General features: G+C 70.1%; 16 protein-coding genes. 8 read left to right on the forward strand and 8 right to left on the reverse strand.

The genetic code is table 11. From position 1 onward, the window contains the following. Positions 1-271: 271 nt before the first annotated feature. The 8 genes from ACFOWE_RS31845 to rpmH form a co-directional block, all read right to left on the reverse strand. Positions 272-1,252 (reverse strand): ParB/RepB/Spo0J family partition protein, encoded by a 981-nt coding sequence (locus ACFOWE_RS31845; RefSeq protein WP_377294443.1) that lies wholly within the window; start codon positions 1,250-1,252, stop codon positions 272-274. 72 nt (positions 1,253-1,324) lie between these two features. Continuing rightward, on the reverse strand, positions 1,325-2,194 hold the full coding sequence (locus tag ACFOWE_RS31850; protein ID WP_377294445.1) for a ParA family protein: 870 nt from the start codon (positions 2,192-2,194) through the stop codon (positions 1,325-1,327). A gap of 291 nt (positions 2,195-2,485) precedes the next feature. Next, positions 2,486-3,196 carry a 16S rRNA (guanine(527)-N(7))-methyltransferase RsmG gene (gene rsmG / locus ACFOWE_RS31855; protein WP_377294446.1) on the reverse strand — a complete coding sequence of 237 codons (711 nt, stop codon included), beginning with the start codon at positions 3,194-3,196 and terminating at the stop codon, positions 2,486-2,488. Positions 3,197-3,620: 424 nt separating this feature from the next. Beyond that, positions 3,621-4,121 (reverse strand): Jag family protein, encoded by a 501-nt coding sequence (locus ACFOWE_RS31860; protein WP_377294448.1) that lies wholly within the window; start codon positions 4,119-4,121, stop codon positions 3,621-3,623. Between the two features lie 82 nt (positions 4,122-4,203). Continuing rightward, positions 4,204-5,163, reverse strand: a complete 960-nt coding sequence (yidC, locus tag ACFOWE_RS31865) for a membrane protein insertase YidC (RefSeq protein WP_377294450.1) — start codon at positions 5,161-5,163, stop codon at positions 4,204-4,206. A 4-nt stretch (positions 5,164-5,167) separates the two neighbouring features. After that, positions 5,168-5,452, reverse strand: a complete 285-nt coding sequence (gene yidD / locus ACFOWE_RS31870) for a membrane protein insertion efficiency factor YidD (protein ID WP_449301237.1) — start codon at positions 5,450-5,452, stop codon at positions 5,168-5,170. Continuing rightward, positions 5,449-5,820 (reverse strand): ribonuclease P protein component, encoded by a 372-nt coding sequence (rnpA, locus tag ACFOWE_RS31875; protein WP_377294454.1) that lies wholly within the window; start codon positions 5,818-5,820, stop codon positions 5,449-5,451. The genes yidD and rnpA overlap by 4 nt, the downstream gene beginning before the upstream one ends. 114 nt (positions 5,821-5,934) lie before the next feature. Next, complete coding sequence (gene rpmH / locus ACFOWE_RS31880) at positions 5,935-6,072, reverse strand: 50S ribosomal protein L34 (RefSeq protein WP_010849920.1); 138 nt, start codon at positions 6,070-6,072, stop codon at positions 5,935-5,937. A gap of 538 nt (positions 6,073-6,610) precedes the next feature. On the opposite strand from rpmH, the gene dnaA reads away from it, so the two are divergent. The 8 genes from dnaA (at position 6,611) to gyrA (ending at position 19,179) form a co-directional block, all read left to right on the forward strand. Then, positions 6,611-8,392 (forward strand): chromosomal replication initiator protein DnaA, encoded by a 1,782-nt coding sequence (gene dnaA / locus ACFOWE_RS31885; RefSeq protein WP_377294456.1) that lies wholly within the window; start codon positions 6,611-6,613, stop codon positions 8,390-8,392. A gap of 585 nt (positions 8,393-8,977) precedes the next feature. Further along, complete coding sequence (dnaN, locus tag ACFOWE_RS31890; RefSeq protein ID WP_377294458.1) at positions 8,978-10,117, forward strand: DNA polymerase III subunit beta; 1,140 nt, start codon at positions 8,978-8,980, stop codon at positions 10,115-10,117. 77 nt (positions 10,118-10,194) lie between these two features. Continuing rightward, complete coding sequence (locus ACFOWE_RS31895) at positions 10,195-10,983, forward strand: 3-keto-5-aminohexanoate cleavage protein (protein WP_377294460.1); 789 nt, start codon at positions 10,195-10,197, stop codon at positions 10,981-10,983. 67 nt (positions 10,984-11,050) lie between these two features. Further along, entirely contained in the window at positions 11,051-11,995 is a 945-nt protein-coding gene (gnd, locus tag ACFOWE_RS31900; protein ID WP_377294462.1) for a phosphogluconate dehydrogenase (NAD(+)-dependent, decarboxylating), read from the forward strand. Positions 11,996-12,276: 281 nt separating this feature from the next. Beyond that, the gene (gene recF / locus ACFOWE_RS31905; RefSeq protein WP_377294464.1) at positions 12,277-13,455 is read left to right on the forward strand and encodes a DNA replication/repair protein RecF; all 1,179 of its coding nucleotides are present in this window, start codon (positions 12,277-12,279) and stop codon (positions 13,453-13,455) included. Between the two features lie 31 nt (positions 13,456-13,486). Beyond that, positions 13,487-14,077 carry a DUF721 domain-containing protein gene (locus ACFOWE_RS31910; protein WP_377294466.1) on the forward strand — a complete coding sequence of 197 codons (591 nt, stop codon included), beginning with the start codon at positions 13,487-13,489 and terminating at the stop codon, positions 14,075-14,077. A gap of 578 nt (positions 14,078-14,655) precedes the next feature. Then, positions 14,656-16,599, forward strand: coding sequence for a DNA topoisomerase (ATP-hydrolyzing) subunit B (gyrB, locus tag ACFOWE_RS31915; protein WP_377294468.1), 1,944 nt, complete (start codon positions 14,656-14,658; stop codon positions 16,597-16,599). A 48-nt stretch (positions 16,600-16,647) separates the two neighbouring features. Further along, a complete protein-coding gene (gene gyrA / locus ACFOWE_RS31920; protein WP_377294470.1) occupies positions 16,648-19,179 on the forward strand; it encodes a DNA gyrase subunit A in 2,532 nt (843 codons plus the stop codon). Positions 19,180-19,242 lie beyond the last annotated feature (63 nt).

The following is a 19,242-nucleotide window of genomic DNA, read 5'->3' on the forward strand; positions in this document are numbered from 1 at the left end:
GCCAAGCCGAACCCGTACGGCCACCGGCGAAGATCGGCTCCGCACGGAAGAGCAGGGCCTCAAGACCCATGGAAAGGAACCCGGCCAAGGCGGCACCGGACCCGTACATGAAGAGGACTTCTCTGTTTCACGTGAAACACAGGAGTCCCGCCGAGGGACTGCCCGCAGAAGCCGGGCGGGCGACGGATCGCCTGGCGTCTGGCTCAGTGCGGAGGAGAAACGGCTCCTGTGTTTCACGTGAAACACAGGAGCCGTCCGCGCAGCAGAGGGCTTACCCGTCCGCGAGTTCCACGGAAGAGTCCGGAGCCATTGTCGCGATGATGCGCTCGAGGTCGTCGATGGTGGCGAACTCCACCACGATGCGGCCCTTGCGGCGGCCGAAGTCCACCTTCACCCGCGTCTCGAAGTGGTCCGAGAGACGGTCCGCCAACCGGCGGAGCGAAGGGTCCTCGGCGGGCTTGGCCCGCGGGGCGCGCGGCGCGGGGGCAGGAGCGGCCACCGCTTCACCCATGGCGATGATCTCCTCCACCGCGCGGACCGAGAGCAGCTCGGCCACGATCCGGTTGGCGAGGTGCTCCTGTGCGGCCGGATCGCTCAGGCCCGCCAGAGATTTGCCGTGGCCGGCACTGATCGTGCCCGCCGCGACCTTGTTCTGGACCGAGGGAGGGAGACCGAGCAGCCTGATGGTGTTCGTCACGTGTGAGCGGGACCGGCCGATGCGCGTGGCGAGCTGCTCATGGGTGGCGCCGAAGTCGTCCAGGAGTTGGCGGTAGGCCGCCGCCTCCTCCAGCGGGTTGAGCTGCTCGCGCTGGAGGTTCTCGATCAGCGCGTCGAGGAGGAGCTTGTCCTCTCTCGTCTCTCGCACGATCGCCGGGATCAGCTCCAGACCGGCCAGCGTGCAGGCCCGCCAGCGGCGCTCTCCCATGATGAGCTCGTAGCGCCCATCCCCCGCGGGCCGTACCACCACGGGCTGAAGCAGACCGACCTCTTTGATGGAGGCAGCGAGCTGATCGATGGCATCACCGTCGAAGATCTGCCGGGGCTGGCGAGGGTTCGGTGTGATGTCCCCGATCGGGATCTCACGGAAGTAGGCACCGACGACCGGCTTGAGCTCCTGCTCCCGGGAGACGGGCTCGTCGGCCACCGCCGTCACGGTCGTTCTGATGACCGCGGTCTCGGCGGGCGGGGGTGGGGGCGCGGTGGGGATCAGTGCTCCCAGTCCCCGGCCCAGTCCTCTCGGCTGCTTACTCACGACCCCTCCCCAGGCTCAAGGTCTCCCCCTCGGTAGTGTCCACGGTCGCACCGCCGGGGACCTCCCGGCCGCTCACACGGCCGCGCCGCGGTAGGCGATCTCACGGGCGGCTTCCATGTACGCGGTGGCGCCGCTGGAGCCCGGATCGTAGGTCATGACCGACTGTCCGTAGCTGGGCGCCTCGGAGACGCGCACGCTCCGGGGGATCAGCGTGCTCAGCACCGTGTCGCCGAAGTGAGACCGTACCTCCTCCGCGACCTGCGAGGCCAACCGGGTACGGCCGTCGTACATGGTCAGGAGGATGGTCGACAGGTCCAGCGAGGGGTTCAGGTGGGCACGGACCAGGTCCACGTTCCGGAGCAGCTGGCCCAGTCCCTCCAGCGCGTAGTACTCGCACTGGATCGGGATCAGCAGTTCGTTCGCGGCCATCAGGGCGTTGACCGTCAGCAGGCCGAGAGAGGGCGGGCAGTCGATGAAGATGTAGTCGAGCTCGACGGCGTCGTAGGCGGCCAGCGCGCGCTGCAGCCGGGCCTCCCGGGCGACCATGGAGACCAGCTCGATCTCGGCTCCGGCGAGGTCGATGGTGGCGGGGGCACAGTAGAGGCCCGGCATGTCCGGGACCTCCTTGACCACCTCGTTCAGCGGCAGGTCCTCCACCAGCACCTTGTACATGTCCGGCACGTCGCCGCGGTGCTCGACGGCCAGTGCCGTGGAGGCGTTGCCCTGAGGATCGAGGTCGACCACCAGGACCCGCTCGCCGTGCATGGACAGCGCCGCCGCGAGGTTCACCGAGGTGGTGGTCTTGCCCACACCGCCCTTCTGGTTCGCGACGGTGAAGATCCGGGTCTTGGGCGGCCGGGGCCAGTCGCCCTCCCGGGTCCCCGGTGAGCCTCCGGAAGAAGCGACCGTGGTGTGCTGGGGCGATGTTTCACGTGAAACCACTGAGCTGAGTGCCTCTCGTACCAGCGGCGAGTCGCCGGGTTTAAGGGGGAGTTGGGCCTCGGTCGTCCTTTCGGACGGCCGGGTCCCGGCCGGGGGGACCGAGACAGGCCAGCCCAGGCCGGAAGGACTGCCGGGCGGGGGGAGGAAGGGACTCTCCGGCCAGCCGAGACCACCCGCGGTGCCCGCGATCGTACGTCCGCGGTCATCCAGCGTGGAGAACCCGGCGCTCGCGCCGGGGAGTGTTCGACTCACCGGATCTCCTTGGCCTCGCACTCGCTTCTCCCGGTCCGTCTACTGGCCTCGTGCCCGCTTCGGGCGCGGAGCACGGTCCTTTCGGCGAGAGGACTGCCGGGGCCTCTCGGGAGCCCGACCGGCGACCACCCGGATGAGAGTTGCGTGCGGCTCGACCTTACCTTGCCCGACCGATACAAGCTCGGCGCTCCGCACCCCGCTGGACCGCAACTGCTCCTCGGCCTCCGCGAGCTCCTCCGCCGCGCGCTCGCCCTTCATCGCGAGCAGTTCTCCCCCCTCGCGCAGCAGCGGCAGCGCCCAGGTCAGCAGCCGGTCGAGCGGCGCCACCGCACGGGCGGAGGCCACGTCGAATTCCCGCTTGCCCGCGAACTCCTCGGCCCTGCCACGCAGCACCTCGACGTTCTCCAGCTTCAGCAGCTCCACGCACTCGGTCAGGAACACCGTCCGGCGCAGCAGCGGCTCCAGGAGCGTGACGGAGATGTCGGGACGGACGATCGCGAGCACGAGGCCCGGCAGACCGGCGCCCGAGCCGATGTCCACCAGCCGCACGTCGGCGGGGACCGCCTCGGCGATCACCGCGCAGTTGAGGAGGTGACGGTCCCAGATCCGGGAGACCTCGCGGGGACCGAGCAGACCGCGCACCACTCCGGGACCGGCCAGCAGCTCCGCGAATGCCTCCGCTCGGGACCAGGCGGCGCCGGTGAACACCTCACGCGCGACCTCGGGCGGTTCGGGCAGCTGCTCACTCACTGGACGATCACTCTTTTCGAAGAATCCCGGGCCACTCCCGAGGGTGTGAGCCGACGGCCGAATACTCACTGTGCGAACCAACGTTAGCCGACGGCCGGAGGGGCGTGCCGGGACGGCGAGGCCGAACCGGAATCGCGTGGGAGACCTGGAGGACGCCGCTCCGCTTCGCCGTACCCGGCGGCCTGGAACGGCCCGGGGCGGGCGGCGCGCCGTACGGAGAAGACATGGAAGAGGCACGGAAGAGGCACGGAAGAGACACGGAAAAGGCCGCCGTCCCGGGGTCCGGGAGGGCGGCCGGCTGTGGTCCGTCCGGCGGACGGTCGTCTCCGCGCCGAGGGGATGAAGACGAAGACCTCCGGTGCCGTGTGGGGCAGGGGCGCCCCGCCGGACCGGAGGTCTTCACCGTCGGCGACGGCCGTGGCCGTCAGGCCGGGAGGACCACCACGAAGCGGCGGGGCTCCTCGCCCTCGGACTCGCTGCGCAGGCCCGCCGCGGCGACGGCGTCGTGCACGATCTTGCGCTCGAAGGGCGTCATCGGCTGCAGGGACTTGGGCTCACCGGAGCGCTTGACCTCGCCGGCGACCCGGGTGCCGAGCTCGCGGAGCTCGGTCCTGCGGCGCTCGCGGTAGCCGCCGATGTCGAGCATCAGGCGGGAGCGCTCGCCCGTCTGCCGGTGGACCGCGAGCCGGGTGAGCTCCTGGAGAGCCTCCAGGACCTCGCCGTGCGCGCCCACCAGGTCGCCGCCCTTGACGTCGACGACGGACACGACGGCGCGGTCGCCCTCGACGTCCATGTCGATGTCGCCGTCGATGTCGGCGATGTCGAGCAGCCCCTCGAGGTAGTCGGCCGCGATCTCCCCCTCCTGCTCCAAGGCTGCGAGATCGGGAGCCGCCTTGGCCGCGGTCTCCTGCTGGCCCTCAGTCACGTCCAGCCACTCCTTCGTGCTGTCGGGATGGGACGGGAGCCGTCGTGGGCCGTCCCCGGGCGGGGCGTCCACGCGGCACCCGCTAGGACTTCTTGCCGCCGGTCTTGCCCGACCGCTTGCTGCGCGGCTGGCGGGTCGGCTGCTGGCGGGTGACCTTCGGCGCCGGAGGCTCGGGCGGCGACTCGGGCTCCGGAGCGCTCTTCTTCACCTTGCTCAGCAGGCCCGGCTTGGGGGCGGGGGTGACCACGTTCCCCTTGGCGTCGAACACCGGCATGGGGTGGCGGCTGTAGTACCAGTGCTGCTGGCCGAGCGTCCACAGGTTGGTGGTGACCCAGTAGAGGATCAGGCCGAGGGGGAAGTTCAGGGAGAAGATGGCGAACAGCGGCGAGATGTACATCAGGATCTTCTGCTGCTGCGCCATGGGGTTGTCCGGCATCTGCGCCATCGAGCGCGTCACGCTCTGCCGGACGGTGAGGAAGGTGGTCAGCGAGCTGATCGCCACGAAGATGGCGAGCACGACCTTGGTGACGACGGGGTCGGCGCCCAGCTTGAGGATGTCGTCGGAGCTGGTGAAGAACGTCGCCGGGATCGGGGCGCCGAAGACGTGCGCCGCCCGGGCGTCGGCCAGCAGCTCGGGGCTCATGCCGAACTTCGGCTGGCCGCTCGCCATCGCCTGCAGCACGGTGAACATCGAGATGAAGATCGGGAACTGCGCCAGGATCGGCAGGCAGCCGCCGAGCGGGTTGGCCCCCGCCCCCTGGTACAGCGCCATGACCTCCTGGTTCATGCGCTGCTTGTCGTTCTTGTAGCGCTTGCGCAGCTCCTGCACCTTCGGCGCGAGCTCCTGCATCTTCTTCGACGAGCGCATCTGCTTGAGGAAGAGCGGGAAGATCAGCAGCCGCATGAGCACGGTGAGCGTGATGATGGTCAGTGCCCAGTTGAGCCCGCTGTCCTTCGGGATGAAGGTGCTGTAGCCCTGGTGAATCCAGGTGATGACTTGGGCGACGGCTGTGTACAGCCAGTTGAGCCAGGACAGCTCCACCGAGCTAGCTCCCTTGCGTTTCGTGGGACCGGACCGGGCGTGGGGGCACCGGGTCCAAACCTCCGGGATGGAATGGGTGGCAACGCCCGATTCTCCGGATCGTCAACCACGTGCCGCGCAGTGCTCCGTGAACGGCTATCGCCTCCAGGCCGTAGGCGCTGCACGAAGGGTGGAAGCGGCAGCGGGGCCCCAGAAGGGGACTCACGAAGGCCCGGTAGAACCGGATCGGAGCCATCAGGATCCGGGCTGCCGGGGACGCCCCGGTTGTCTGCTGCGCCGTCATCGTCATCCGTCCCTGCGACCCCTGGAGGGGTCTCGCCGCCTGAGTAAACGATCCAGCGCGACGTCGAGTTCGGCGGCAAGGCGCTCGCTTCGCGCGGACGCGGCCGGTGGATTGGCGCGTACAACCAGCAGGCTACCCCGCGGAAGCCGATCGAGGCGGTCCCGCATCAGGTGTCTGAGCCTGCGCTTGACCTGGTTGCGGACGACCGCGCCGCCCACGGCCCGGCTCACCACGAATCCCACCAGGGGCGGCTCACCGCTCTCTTCGCGCATGCCGAAATGCGCGACCAGTGTGGGACGGCCTGCACGACCGCCCTTCCTGACCGCGGTGGAGAACTCCTCGCCCCGGCGCATGCGGGAGCTGGACGGCAACACGGAAGACCTTCTCGACCTTGGGGCAGGTACGGCTATCGCCCGCCGACAGCACGGCCGGCGGGCGACAGAACGCTCACTGCCCTGCCCGGCGGAGCGGGCGAGGCGGACGGCGCGTCAGGCGGAGAGCTCGGCGCGGCCCTTGCGACGGCGGGCGGCCAGGATCGCGCGACCGGCGCGGGTGCGCATACGCAGCCGGAAGCCGTGGGTCTTGGCGCGACGGCGGTTGTTCGGCTGGAAAGTACGCTTGCTCACGAGTGGGCTCCAGGCTTCAAGGCGCATCCCCAGCACATGGGGATGGTCGACAGTGGCTGGCTTGCCGGATGCGGGGCATGCGAAATAGCCGTCGCGTGGCAAGCCGACCGTCGTACGTTACGGGGCGGATGCACCCCAGGTCAAACCGAAGGCTTCCCTGGACGAGTCATCCACAGTTCCACAGGGAAGTTTTCCCCAGCCGTTTCTCTATCCACAGGATGTGCACCCAGGCTCCCCCACAGTGCCACTAGGCTGTGGACAACGTCTTGAACACCCCTGTGGACACAGACTACTGTCGGCCCCCTCCGGACCTCCTTCCCGCTGTAGAACACGGCATGGCTGTATGTGCGGAGTTGTGCGCGGCTTGTGGATCCGCTGTGGATTCCATGTGGATTTCAAGACGGGACCGCGAAGGACCGCACGGACGCCGGCGTGTGGACAACGGGGGATTCCGATGCGCCGGGACGGCCATCGTTGTGGACAACTGCGGATCGCGACGGGCTTGCCGGGACCGCGTCGGGAGGAGGGGAGCCGAGCCATGGACGAGATGGACCTCGGCGCGGTGTGGGCACGGGTGCTGGAGAACTCCACCCATGAGGACGTCCCGCCGGTCCACCGCGCACTACTCGGTCAGACCGTGCCTTTCGGCCTCATGAACGACACCGTGGTGCTCGCCGCTCCCACCGACTTCGCCCGGGACGCCCTGGAGAACAAGCTCCGGCCGCTGATCACCCAGGCCCTCTCCCGGGAGATGGGCCGGCCGATGCGGTTCGCGGTCATGGTGGACCCCTCGGCGAAGGGCTCGGGGCCTGCGACGCCCTCCAGGCCCGAGAGATATCCACAGGCTCCCGCACCCGGTTATCCCCAGGGTGGCGGAGGCCAGCAGGGTTATGCACAGCCGGTGAATCCACAGCACAACGGGGGTTCCGAGGGCCAGAGCCCGTTCGCCCCGGCCGGGCCGTCGGGTCCGTCGTCCACCGACTATCCACAGCACGAGCCACAGGGCCGGCCGTTCTCCTATCCCTATCCCCAGGCTGAGGAGAACGCGCAGCCGTACCGGCCCGCGACGCCCGCTCCGGCCCCGCAGCCGCAGGCCGAGCACGGCCCCGGCGGCGTTCCCGGGCCCGGGAGCGGCGGTGGGTACGGCCCCGGATACGCCCCGCAGCCCGCCCCGCCCCGCCCCGAGCCGAGCCCTTCCTTCGAGCGCCCGGCGCCGAGTCCCGCGCCCGGCGGCCCCGGCCAGAACAGATGGGACGCGCGCGGCGGCCGCACCCCCGGGGAGCCGGCGCGGCTGAACCCTAAGTACACCTTCGAGACCTTCGTCATCGGCTCCAGCAACCGCTTCGCGCACGCCGCGGCGGTCGCGGTGGCCGAGGCGCCGGCCAAGGCGTACAACCCCCTGTTCATCTACGGCGACTCCGGGCTGGGCAAGACCCACCTGCTGCACGCGATCGGCCACTACGCGCAGAGCCTCTACGACGGCGCGCGGGTCAGATACGTCAGCACGGAGGAGTTCACCAACGACTTCATCAACTCCATCCGCGACCACAAGGCCGACAACTTCCGCAGCCGCTACCGGGCGGTGGACGTCCTGCTGGTCGACGACATCCAGTTCCTGGAGGGCAAGGAGCAGACTCAGGAGGAGTTCTTCCACACCTTCAACACCCTGCACAACGCCAACAAGCAGATCGTCATCTCCAGCGACCGGGCGCCCAAGCAGCTGATCACCCTGGAGGACCGGCTCCGCAACCGGTTCGAGTGGGGGCTGATCACCGACGTGCAGCCGCCCGAGTTGGAGACCCGCATCGCGATCCTTCGCAAGAAGGCGATACAGGAGGGTCTGGCGGCCCCGCCGGAGGTGCTGGAGTACATCGCCAGCCGCATCTCGACCAACATCCGGGAGCTGGAGGGCGCGCTGATCCGGGTGACGGCGTTCGCCAGCCTCAACCGGCAGTCGGTGGACCTGCAGCTGACCGAGGTGGTGCTCAAGGACCTGATCACCGAGGACGCCGACTCGGAGATCACCATCGCCACGATCATGGCCTCGACCGCCACGTACTTCGGGCTGTCGATCGAGGACCTGTGCGGGACGTCGCGCTCGCGGGTGCTGGTGACGGCCCGGCAGATCGCCATGTACCTGTGCCGGGAGCTGACCGACATGTCGCTGCCGAAGATCGGCCAGCAGTTCGGCGGGCGCGACCACACGACGGTCATGCACGCCGACCGGAAGATCCGCTCGCTCATGGCGGAGCGACGCTCGATCTACAACCAGGTCAACGAGCTCACCACGCGGATCAAGCAGCAGTCGCGCAATGGATGAGTGATTCCCCCAGATGGTGCACAGCCTGTGGAAAACCCTGTGGATCAGCGTTCCGGCCGGGGAGGACCGGCCCGATCGGGGCGATCATGCCTGATGGAGACGATGATGAGCTCCGCTCGCTTTTCTTCCACCTGGGGACAACCTTGGGGAGAACCTGGGGAGAACTTGTTGACAACCTGGGGACAGCCTGTGGACGCCCTGTGGGCAAAGTTTTCCCCAAGGACAAAACGGACTCCTACCCCGTGGAAAACCTGTGGAAACCTCGTGGATAACCTGCCTTTACCCGTGGATGAGAAACCCCGAATCTGGGGACGGGCTGTGGGCAAAGTTCGGCCGTCCACAGGCGGCGAGGTTTCCCACAGCCGCCACCCACAGGACCAGTGGATAGAAATCCAGGGGCTGACCTGCGGAAACACCGGTCGTCCACAGTTTCCACACCCCCTACTGTGATGACCTCTTATATCTCTTACAAAGAATCTCAAGACCCATAGAAGGGGTTCCGGGGGAGCGCACGCGCGCCACAGTGAACACTTGAACCCCAAGGCACCGAGCGGACAGCGCTCGATACACAGGAGGCAGATCCACGTGATGTTCCGGGTCGACCGAGACGTGCTCGCAGAGGCGGTCGCATGGACGGCACGCAGCCTTCCGGCGCGTCCCTCCGTGCCGGTGCTGGCCGGCATGCGGCTGGAGGTCACCGAGAGCGGCCAGCTGAAGCTCTCCGGCTTCGACTACGAGGTCTCCGCGGAGGTGACCCTCGAACCGCAGACGGGTGAGGCGGGCGTCGTCCTCGTCTCCGGCAGGCTCCTCGCCGAGATCACCCGCGCGCTCCCCGCACAGCCTGTGGATTTCGTGGTGGAGGGGGCCAAGGCCATCGTCACCTGCGGCAGCGCCCGGTTCACACTTCTCACCATGCCTGTGGAGGACTACCCCTCCCTGCCGGTCATGCCCCCGGCCGCCGGACGGATCGGCAGCGACGTGTTCGCCTCCGCCGTCGCCCAGGTCGCGGTCGCGGCGGGCAAGGACGACACGCTGCCGATGCTGACCGGCGTGCGGATGGAGATCGAGGGCGACACCGTCACCCTCGCCGCCACCGACCGCTACCGGCTCGCGGTGCGCGAGCTGAAGTGGCAGCCGGAGCAGCCCGACTTCTCGGCGATCGCGATGATCCCCGGCAAGACCCTCGCCGACATCGCCAAGTCCCTGGGGTCGACCGGGGCGGAGGTCGAGATCGCGATGAGCTCCGTCGGCGGCACGGGCGAAGGCATGATCGGCTTCTCCAGCGCCGGCCGGCGCACCACGACCCGGCTGCTCGACCCGGAGTTCCCCAAGTACCGCTCGCTGCTGCCGACGGAGTTCTCCGCCCGCGCGGACCTGTCCACAGGCTCCTTCGTCGAGGCCGTCAAGCGTGTGGCCCTGGTCGCCGAGCGCAACACCCCGGTCCGGATGGCCTTCCGCGGCGGCGAGGTCGTCCTGGAGGCCGGCAGCGGCGACGAGGCGCAGGCCGTGGAGGTCCTGCCGGTGGACTTCGACGGCGACGACATCAACATCGCCTTCAACCACCAGTTCCTGCTGGAGGGGCTGGGCGCGATCGACTCCGACGTGGCCCGGCTGCAGATGACCACCTCCACCAAGCCCGCCATCCTCACCGGGGGCAAGCCTGTGGACGAGGCGAGCGCCTCCGCCTACCGTTATCTGATCATGCCGATCCGCCTGTCGAGCTGACGCCCGGCGGGTCGTGCCGCCGGGCGGCATGCGGCGGCACGCGGCGGCACGCGGCGGCATCGGGACGCGGGAGGCGTATGACCGGCGGGGCGCAGTCAGGCGGCGGAGACGGCACGGCCGGGGGGTTCGCGCTCCAGGCGTGCCTCAACGGCAGCAGGGGCCCCACCGACCACCCGGGGCTCCCTGTCACCCCTCTCCGGCTCGCTCAGGACGCCTGTGCGGCCCGCGCGGCGGGTGCGGGCGCCGTCCACATGCATCCGCGCGACGGGACGGGCAGAGAGTCTCTCAGCGCCGCGGACATCGGGGCGGCCGTCCGCGAGGTACGGCGGGCCGCCCCGGGACTGCCCACAGGGGTGAGCACAGGGCTGTGGACGACGGCCGGGGACGTGGCGGCACGCCGGGCGGCGGTGCTCGGCTGGGCGGCGCTCCCGACCGGGGACCGGCCCGACTTCGCCTCGGTCAACCTCTCCGAGCCCGGCTTCACCGATCTGTGCGAAGATCTTCGGCGGCTCGGCGTGGGGGTCGAGGCGGGAGTCTGGTCCGTGGCGGACGCGGAGGCCCTCGCCGCGGCCGGCACCGACTGCGTGCGGGTGCTCGTGGAGGTCATCGGGGGTGAGGAGCGCACCGCCGTGGCGCGTGCGCACGCCGTACTGGCACGCCTCGACGAGCTGGCCGTTCCCGGTCCCCGGCTCCTCCACGGTGAGCACGCCTCGGCGTGGGTACTTGTGGATGAAGCAGGGCGACTGGGACTTGCCACACGTATCGGTCTGGAGGACGTCCTCCACGGTCCCGCGGGCGAGCCCGTCCGCGGGAACGCCGATCTGGTACGGCTCGCGCGGACCCGCCTGGCCACCTACGGACGATGAAACCCTGCAAAAGGGGGCACAGCGGTATGGACGGTCGAGGCAAGACTGAAGGGACGGAGGGCGGCACATGCAGATCGGCATGATCGGCCTGGGCAAGATGGGCGGCAACATGGCCGAACGGCTGCGCCGCGGCGGCCACGAGGTCGTGGGCTACGACCGGGACCCGCAGCTCAGCGACGTCTCGAGCCTGCAGGAGCTGGTGGACCGGTTGCAGGCGCCGCGCGCGGTGTGGGTCATGGTGCCCGCCGGGGCGCCGACCCAGTCGACCATCGACGAGCTGGGCAAGCTGCTCTCCGCCGGGGACATCGTGGTCGACGGCGGCAACTCGCACTACGTGGACGACCAGAGGCACGGCGAGGAGCTCGCGGCCCGCGGCATCGGCTTCGTCGACTGCGGGGTGAGCGGCGGCGTCTGGGGCCTGGAGAACGGCTACGCCCTGATGGTCGGCGGCTCACAGGACGACGTCCGCCGGCTCATGCCGGTCTTCGAGACCCTCAAGCCCGCGGGCGAGGACGGCTTCGTGCACGCCGGCCGGATCGGCGCCGGCCACTTCGCGAAGATGGTCCACAACGGCATCGAGTACGGCATGATGCAGGCCTTCGCCGAGGGCTGGGAGCTGCTGGAGGCCTCCGACGTCGTGACCGACGTGGCCGACTCGTTCAGGAGCTGGCGGCAGGGCACGGTCATCCGCTCGTGGCTGCTCGACCTGCTGGTCCGCGCGCTGGACGAGGACGAGCACCTGGCGGGGCTGCGCGGCTACGCCCAGGACTCCGGCGAGGGCCGCTGGACGGTCCAGGCGGCGGTGGAGCACGCGGTCCCGCTCCCCGTCATCACCGCGGCGCTGTACGCGCGCTTCGCCTCGCGCCAGGACGACTCCCCGGCCATGAAGATGGTCGCGGCGCTGCGCAACCAGTTCGGCGGGCACGCCGTCACCGCCAAGGAGGGCGAGGTGGCCAAGGGCGCCGACGCCCCCGGCGCGGACGTCGTGCCCCCGGTCGAGGTGGAGGGGTAGTCCTCCGGCGCTCCACACCCTGTGGACGGCCGGAGGGGGTACGGCTCCGCACCCGGCCCGTCGCCGTCCACAGGCTGTGGACCCGCGGGCCCGCGGCGCCTGGATCCGCCGGTCCGCCCCGCGCGTCCGTCCACAGGGCACGGGCCCCGTGTGGAAAGCCCGCGGTCGTGCCCGCGTCCGTCCACAGGCCGTGCCGTGCGCCTCCCGGAGCGCCCATGCCCCTTCGGTACGGCTCTGCGCCTTGCGCAACCGGAGGATCGGGAAGGCACTAACGTAACGGCGTGCACGTAGCCCACCTCTCGCTGACCGACTTCAGGTCCTACGACACCGTGGATCTCGCCCTGGAGCCGGGCACCACGGCCTTCGTCGGGCCGAACGGCCAGGGCAAGACCAACCTCGTCGAGGCACTGGGCTACGTGGCGACGCAGTCGAGCCACCGGGTCGCCACCGACGCCCCGCTGGTGCGCCACGGGGCGGCGCGGGCCGTGGTCCGCTCGGTGATCGTGCGTGACGACCGCCGGGCCCTGGTCGAGCTGGAGATCAACCCCGGCAGGTCCAACCGGGCCCGGCTGAACCGCTCCCCCGTCTCCCGCCCGCGCGACGTCATCGGGCTGCTGCGCACGGTGCTGTTCGCCCCGGAGGACCTGGCGCTGGTGAAGGGGGACCCCGCCGAGCGCCGCCGCTTCCTGGACGACCTGCTGGTGGCCAGGGCCCCGCGGTTCGCCGGGGTCCGCGCCGACTACGACCGGGTGCTCAAGCAGCGCGGCGCCCTGCTCCGCACCGCCGCGCAGGCCAGGCGGGGCCGCGGCCGGAGCGGACGGCGGGCCGAGAGCGAGGCCGGGTTCGAGGCGGCCGGGGCCGGCGACGTGCTGAGCACGCTGGAGGTCTGGGACGCGCAGCTGGCCCGGCACGGAGCCGAGCTGCTCGCCGCCCGGCTGGAGCTCGTCGAGGCGCTGCGCCCGCTGCTCGTCGCCTCCTACGCCTCGCTGGCGCCCGGCTCCGCGCCGGTCGGCCTGGCCTACCGCGGCACGTTGTCCACAGCTGTGGACGCACCCGACCGGGCCGCGCTGGAGGAGGCCCTCCGCGCCGGGCTGCGCGAGGTCCGCACGGCGGAGCTGGAGCGGGGGGTGACCCTCGTCGGGCCGCACCGCGACGACCTGTTCCTCAGCCTGGGCGAGCTGCCCGCGCGCGGCTACGCCAGCCACGGCGAGTCCTGGTCGTTCGCCCTGGCGCTCCGGCTGGCCGCCTACGACCTGCTCCGGGCCGACGGCGGCGACCCGGTGCTGGTCCTCGACGACGTCTTCGCGGAGCTGGACACGGAGCGTCGCCGCCGTCTGGCGGGGCTCGTCGCCCCGGCCGAGCAGGTGCTGATCACCGCCGCGGTCCCCGACGACGTGCCGGCAGAGCTGAGCGGAGCCCGGTTCGACGTGTCCGAGGGGAGCGTGGCCCGTGTCGGCTGAGCGGGCATCCGGTCCGGGAGCGGCCGGCGATGTGCACGGGCGGCCCCCGACGGCGTCGTCCGGCCCGGGGAACGGAGGATCCACAGCGGGTCCCGCGGGACCCGCGGGACCGGACGGGCCGGCAGGGGCCGGGAAGGCGGCGGCGGCCAGAGGGGCGGCCCTGGCCAGGGAGAAGCTCGCCCAGGCCAAGGCCGACGCGGCCAGGCGGGGCCAGCTGCCCCGCCGCGAGCCCCGGCGCAAGGCGGCCGGGGCCCGCCGGGAGTCAGGCGATCCGCAGCTCTTCGGACGTGCCATCGAGGACCTGCTCGCCTACCGGGGCTGGGAGAAGCCGGTGGCGGTCGGCGGGGTGTTCAGCCGCTGGGAGGAGATCGTCGGCGCGGACGTGGCCGCCCACGCCAGGCCGGAGCGCTTCGAGGACGGAGAGGTCCTGGTGGTCGTCGACTCCACCGCCTGGGCCACGCAGGTGCGGCTGCTGGCCCGGGACATGGTCCGGCGGCTGAACGAGGAGCTGGGGGACGGGACCGTACGGCGGGTCAAGGTGCAGGGGCCGCAGCACGCTCCCGGCTACAGCGGCGGCCTCCGGGTGACCGGCAGCCGCGGCCCGGGCGACACCTACGGCTGAGCCCTCTGCGGTCCTCCTTGCGGTTCTTCCGGAGCCCTCCGGAAGTCCTCAGCAGGAAGTCCTGCCGGGCGCTGCCGGATCTTCTTCGCTTTCCGCGCTCTCCGAATCCTTCCGGATCCCTCCGAATCCTTCCGGATCCCTCCGCGGCCGCCGGGCGGCGCCCCGGCGGCCGTACGGCCGTGCCGTTACCGGGCCGGGCACGGACCGTTACCGGGGCGCGGGCACGCCGTACCGGGAGAGGGATGCCCGGCGGAGGCGGCGGAATCCGGCTCCCAGCCCCTGGTCGAACCTCCTGCGAACGGATCAGCGGCTCTCTGGCGCGACGAGCCCCGCCCCTGTGGGGGGATGCTCGAAATGATGATCGACGCGCCAGAGAGGCTTTCAGGGGCCGTCAATGCCACACGATGTGGGCGGAGCCGCTAGAATGAAACAGGATTCCGGACACGTCCGTTTGCGTGTCACCCCCGGCGTTGACAGCCGACTCCCCCGGGTGAGCGCATCGGGGCATTCACGACGGTGACGGGCACGGCGGGGCTGCACTGTGCCCGCCGCGTGTCCTCGGCAGGAGGATTTCACACTTGTCCTACGACGCTAGCTCAATCACCGTGCTCGAGGGGCTGGAGGCGGTCCGCAAGCGCCCCGGCATGTACATCGGATCGACCGGGGAGCGCGGTCTCCACCACCTGGTCTACGAGGTGGTCGACAACTCCGTCGACGAGGCCCTGGCGGGTTACGCCGACCGGATCGAGGTGACGCTCCTGGCCGACAACGGCGTCCGGGTCGTCGACAACGGCCGCGGCATCCCCGTCGGCCTGCACCCCGTCGAGAAGCGCCCCGCGGTCGAGGTCGTCCTGACCGTGCTGCACGCGGGCGGCAAGTTCGACAGCAAGTCCTACGCCGTCTCCGGCGGTCTGCACGGCGTGGGCGTCTCCGTGGTGAACGCCCTGTCCACCCGGCTCGAGGTGGAGATCCGCCGAGACGGCCACTACTGGCGGCAGAGCTACCGCGACTCCCGGCCCACCGGCCCGTTGAGCAAGGACGAGACGACCGAGGAGACCGGGACCTCGATCACCTTCTGGGCCGACGGCGAGATCTTCGAGACCACCACGTGGAACTTCGAGACGCTCTCCCGCCGCTTCCAGGAGATGGCCTTCCTGAACAAGGGCCTGACGATCTCCCTGCGCGACGAGCGGCCCGACCACATCGACGGCGAGCCCGTCGAGGTCGTCTACCACTACGAGGGCGGCCTGTCCGACTTCGTCCAGTACCTCAACGCCAAGAAGGAGCCGGCGCACGTCTCGGTGATCGACTTCGAGGAGCACGGCGACGGGATCTCGGTCGAGATCGCGATGCAGTGGAACAACTCCTACAGCGAGTCGGTCTACACCTTCGCCAACACGATCAACACGGCCGAGGGCGGCACCCACGAGGAGGGCTTCCGCGCCGCGCTGACGTCGATCGTCAACCGCTACGCGCGCGAGCAGAAGTTCCTCAAGGAGGGCAAGGACGACAACCTCGCCGGTGAGGACATCCGCGAAGGGCTCACCGCGATCATCTCGGTGAAGCTGGCCGACCCGCAGTTCGAGGGCCAGACCAAGACCAAGCTGGGCAACACCGAGGCCAAGTCGTTCGTCCAGAAGGCCTGCAACGACCACCTGCGCGACTGGTTCGAGCGCAACCCCGGCGAGGCCAAGGACATCATCACCAAGTCCCTGCAGGCGGCGCGCGCCCGCCTCGCGGCCCGCCAGGCCCGCGAGCTCACCCGGCGCAAGTCGCTGCTGGAGTCCGGCTCCGGCCTGCCCGGCAAGCTGGCCGACTGCCAGTGGAGCGACCCGGAGAAGTGCGAGCTGTTCATCGTCGAGGGCGACTCGGCGGGCGGCTCGGCCAAGGGCGGCCGCGACTCCCGGTTCCAGGCCATCCTGCCCATCCGCGGCAAGATCCTGAACGTCGAGAAGGCCCGCATCGACAAGGTGCTGAAGAACACCGAGGTCCAGGCGCTGATCACCGCGATGGGCACCGGCGTGCACGACGACTTCGACATCGCCAAGCTCCGCTACCACAAGCTGATCCTGATGGCCGACGCCGACGTCGACGGCCAGCACATCAACACCCTGCTGCTGACGCTGCTCTTCCGCTTCATGCGCCCGCTGATCGAGGCCGGGCACGTCTACCTCTCCCAGCCGCCGCTCTACAAGATCAAGTGGGACCGGCGGGGCGAGGACGCCTCCTACGCCTACTCCGACCCCGAGCGTGACGCGATCATCGAGGCCGGGATCGCCGCGGGCAAGCGCGACCCGCGCCTGCACGACGGCATCCAGCGGTTCAAGGGTCTGGGCGAGATGAACGCCTCCCAGCTCTGGGAGACCACGATGAACCCCGACACCCGGGTGCTGCGGCAGGTGACGCTGGACGACGCCGCCCAGGCCGACGAGCTGTTCACCGTTCTCATGGGAGAGGACGTCGAGGCCCGCCGCTCCTTCATCATCAGGAACGCGCGCGACGTGCGCTTCCTCGACGTGTAGCGGCAGCCGTACCGACCCTCTCCGACCCAGAAGAAGGATCCTCCACCCGTGACGGATGTGAACACCACGCCGCCGGCCGAACGCATCGAGCCGGTCGATCTCCAGTCGGAGATGCAGCGCAGCTACATGGACTACGCGATGTCCGTCATCGTGTCCCGCGCGCTGCCCGACGTCCGCGACGGCCTCAAGCCGGTGCACCGCCGCGTGCTCTACGCCATGTACGACGGCGGCTACCGGCCCGACCGCGGCTACTTCAAGTGCTCCCGCGTCGTCGGCGACGTCATGGGCTCCTACCACCCGCACGGCGACTCCTCGATCTACGGGACCGTCGTACGGCTGGCACAGCCCTGGGCGCTGCGCTACACGCTGATCGACGGCCAGGGCAACTTCGGATCGCCGGGCAACGACATGCCCGCCGCCATGCGGTACACCGAGTGCAAGCTCGCGCCCATCGCCATGGAGATGGTCCGCGACATCGACAAGGACACCGTCGACTTCCAGCCCAACTACGACGGGCGTTCGCAGGAGCCGCTGGTCCTCCCGTCGCGCTTCCCGAACCTCCTGGTCAACGGCTCGGCCGGCATCGCGGTCGGCATGGCGACCAACATCCCCCCGCACAACCTGCGCGAGGTGGCCGAGGGCGTCACGTGGGCGCTGCAGCACCCCGAGGCGGGCGAGGAGGAGCTCCTCGAGGCGCTGATCGAGCGGGTCAAGGGCCCCGACTTCCCGACCGGCGCGCTCATCGTCGGCCGCCGCGGCATCGACGACGCCTACCGGACCGGCCGCGGCTCGATCACGATGCGGGCGGTCGTGGAGGTCGAGGAGGACGCCAAGGGCCGCCAGTGCCTGGTCATCACCGAGCTGCCCTACATGGTCAACCCGGACAACCTGGCGCTGTCGATCGCCGAGTCGGTCAAGGACGGCCGGATCAGCGGCATCGCCGACGTCCGCGACGAGAGCTCCTCCCGGGTCGGCCAGCGCCTGGTGATCGTGCTCAAGCGCGACGCGGTCGCCAAGGTCGTGCTGAACAACCTCTACAAGCACACCCAGCTGCAGACCACCTTCGGCGCCAACATGCTGGCCCTGGTGGACGGCGTGCCGCGCACGCTCCGCCTCGACCAGTTCGTCCGCCACTACATCGACCACCAGATCGAGGTCGTGGTCCGACGGACGCGCTACCTGCTGCGCAAGGCCGAGGAGCGGGCCCACATCCTGAGCGCGCTGCTCAAGGCGCTCGACCGGATGGACGAGGTCATCGCCCTGATCCGGCGCTCCCCGTCGGCGGCGGAGGCGCAGGGCGGCCTGATGGCGCTGCTGGAGATCGACCAGGTCCAGGCGCAGGCCATCCTCGACATGCAGCTGCGCAAGCTGGCCGCCCTGGAGCGGCAGCAGATCATCGACGAGTACGACTCGCTGATGAACCAGATCACCGAGTACCAGGCGATCCTGGCCTCGCCGGAGCGGCAGCGCTCCATCGTCTCCGACGAGCTCGCGGAGATCACGGCGAAGTACGGCGACGAGCGCAAGACGGAGATCATCGCCTACGAGGCCGACATGTCCATCGAGGACCTCCTCGCCGAGGAGGACATGGTGGTCACGATCACCCGCGGCGGCTACGCCAAGCGCACCAACACCGACCTCTACCGGGCGCAGAAACGCGGCGGCAAGGGGGTGCGCGGTGCGCAGCTGCGCCAGGACGACATCGTCGACCACTTCTTCGTGACGACGACGCACCACTGGCTGCTGTTCTTCACCAACAAGGGCCGCGTCTACCGGGTCAAGGCCTACGAGCTGCCCGACGCCGCCCGCGACGCCCGCGGCCAGCACCTGGCGAACCTGCTGGCCATGCAGCCGGACGAGATCGTCATGGAGGTCCTGGCGCTGCGTGACTACGACGTCGCGCCGTACCTCGTGCTGGCGACGCGGAGCGGTCTGGTGAAGAAGACACGGCTGTCTGAATACGACTCGCCGCGCACAGGTGGCCTCATCGCCATCAATCTGCGCGAAGATGACGAGGTGATCGCAGCACGCCTGGTGTCGGAGGAGGACGACCTCCTGCTGGTCTCCCGCAACGCCCAGGCCATCCGCTTCACCGCCTCCGACGAGGCGCTGAGGCCGATGGGCCGGGCGACCAGCGGCGTGATCGGCATGCGGTTCACCGACGGCGACGAACTCCTCGCGATGACCCGCATCGCCGACGGTGACGACGTGCTCGTCGCGACCGAGGGAGGCTATGCCAAGCGCACCCCGGCCGATCAGTACCCTGTGCAGGGACGTGGCGGCAAGGGTGTGCTGACCGCGAAGATCGTCAGTGCTCGGGGCCGGCTGGTCGGCGCCGTCATGGTGAGGGCCGAGGACGAGGTCTTCGCCATCACGTCGGCCGGCGGGGTTATCCGGACCAGTGCTGGGGAGATCAAGCAGTCGGGCCGTCAGACCATGGGAGTCCGGCTGATGAACCTCAGCGAGGGGGACAGCGTCGTGGCTCTCGCCCGCAACGCCGAGGCGTTGGAGGCCGACGCCGAGGTGTTGGAGGCCGACGCCGAGGTGTTGGAGACCGAGGAGAACGGGGAAGGGGAGTAGCCGGTGAGCGCTCAGGCCAGTTCGGGTCCGCGTCCACCCTCTCCATCGAAACGCGAGCAGGTG

Origin of the sequence: Planomonospora corallina (assembly GCF_042650625.1) — a bacterium.
In the GTDB taxonomy this organism is placed as follows: Bacteria; Actinomycetota; Actinomycetes; order Streptosporangiales; family Streptosporangiaceae; genus Planomonospora_B; species Planomonospora_B corallina.